The following is a 1,796-nucleotide window of genomic DNA, read 5'->3' on the forward strand; positions in this document are numbered from 1 at the left end:
CCAGTCGGCGCAAGCGCTGGAACAGCGGCGGCAGGATCACGCCTTCGGTGAGGTCGGTCATGCTGATCCGGTAGGTCTTGACGGCTTGCAGTGGGTTGAAGATCCGGCTTTCCTGCACCGACACCCGTAGCAGCGACAAGGCGTTGCGCACCGGCCCTATAATATTCTGGGCCATGGGCGTGGGCACCATCCCTTGGGCGGTGCGCACGAACAACGGATCGTTGAAGGTCTCGCGCAAGCGCGCCAGGGCGTTGGATACGGCGGGCTGAGTGATGCCGACGATCTGCCCGGCTCGGGTCAGGTTGGCTTCGGTATAGATCGCATCGAAGACAATGAAAAGGTTGAGGTCGACCTTGCTCAGATTCATGGCGCTGCACTCTTATTCTTGGGCTTGTATGAGGTGCCGGGTGGCAATGCGAATCAGTGAACCATATATCGGTGATGAATGTTAATACACGCCGAGAATAGGTTAGGTAAATTTTCGTAGCTCAACTAGCATCGATTCCATGACCTAAAAACAACCTCTGCCAGAAGGTGCTGCCGATGGATTTTGCCTACTCCCCCAAGGTTCAGGAACTGCGTGAGCGCGTCACGGCGTTCATGGATGCCTATGTTTATCCGGCTGAAGCGGTGTTCGAGCGGCAGGTCGCTGAAGGTGATCGCTGGCAGCCCACGGCCATCATGGAAGAACTCAAGGCCAAGGCAAAAGCCGAGGGCTTGTGGAACCTGTTCCTGCCGGAATCCGAACTGGGTGCCGGCCTGACCAACCTGGAATACGCGCCGCTGGCGGAAATCATGGGACGTTCGTTGCTGGGGCCGGAGCCGTTCAACTGCTCGGCGCCGGACACTGGCAACATGGAAGTCCTGGTGCGCTACGCCAATGAAGAACAGAAGCAACGCTGGCTCGAGCCGCTGCTGCGGGGCGAGATCCGCTCGGCCTTCGCCATGACTGAGCCGGACGTGGCCTCTTCGGACGCCACCAACATGGCCGCCCGCGCCGAGCGTGATGGCGATCAATGGGTGATCAATGGCAAGAAATGGTGGACTTCAGGGGCCTGCGATCCGCGCTGCAAGATCCTGATCTTCATGGGCTTGAGCAACCCCGACGCGCCACGCCATGCCCAGCACTCGATGATCCTGGTACCGGTGGACACCCCCGGGGTAAAAATCGTCCGGCCATTGCCGGTGTTCGGCTACGACGATGCGCCCCATGGTCATGCCGAAGTGCTGTTCGACAACGTGCGGGTACCGTACGAAAACGTCCTGCTGGGTGAAGGCCGCGGCTTTGAGATTGCCCAGGGGCGCCTGGGCCCGGGGCGGATCCACCATTGCATGCGCTCGATCGGCATGGCGGAACGCGCCTTGGAATTGATGTGCCAGCGCGCCGTCAGTCGCACCGCATTCGGCAGACCGCTTGCACGCCTGGGCGGTAACATCGACAAGATCGCCGACTCGCGGATGGAAATCGACATGGCGCGCCTGCTGACCTTGAAGGCGGCCTACATGATGGATACCGTCGGTAATAAAGTGGCGAAGAGTGAAATTGCCCAGATCAAGGTCGTTGCGCCTAACGTGGCCTTGAAAGTCATCGACCGGGCGATCCAGATCCACGGCGGCGCCGGGGTTTCCAACGATTTTCCGCTGGCCTACATGTATGCCATGCAGCGGACCCTGCGCCTGGCCGACGGCCCGGATGAAGTCCACCGCGCTGCCATCGGCAAGTTCGAGATCGGCAAATATGTGCCCAAGGAGATGTTGCGTAGCGGGCGCTGACACTCATTCACGCTGATACCGCC

At 60.2% G+C, this 1,796-nt stretch carries 2 protein-coding genes; one reads left to right on the forward strand and one right to left on the reverse strand.

The window, feature by feature from the left end; genetic code table 11:
• Positions 1 to 367: LysR family transcriptional regulator (locus OC610_RS26855; RefSeq protein ID WP_264432302.1), on the reverse strand; the 367-nt coding region annotated here is incomplete at its 3' end.
• 176 nt (positions 368 to 543) lie between these two features.
• Here OC610_RS26855 and OC610_RS26860 point away from each other — a divergent pair.
• Entirely contained in the window at positions 544 to 1,773 is a 1,230-nt protein-coding gene (locus OC610_RS26860; RefSeq protein ID WP_264432304.1) for an acyl-CoA dehydrogenase, read from the forward strand.
• Positions 1,774 to 1,796 lie beyond the last annotated feature (23 nt).

It is taken from the genome of Pseudomonas agronomica, from assembly GCF_025917275.1.
GTDB classification, from domain to species: Bacteria; Pseudomonadota; Gammaproteobacteria; order Pseudomonadales; family Pseudomonadaceae; genus Aquipseudomonas; species Aquipseudomonas agronomica.

Bases quoted from the DNA above. Each gene is read 5' to 3' on its own strand.
- OC610_RS26860 (WP_264432304.1), top strand. From the start codon at position 544: ATGGATTTTGCCTACTCCCCCAAGGTTCAGGAACTGCGTGAGCGCGTC.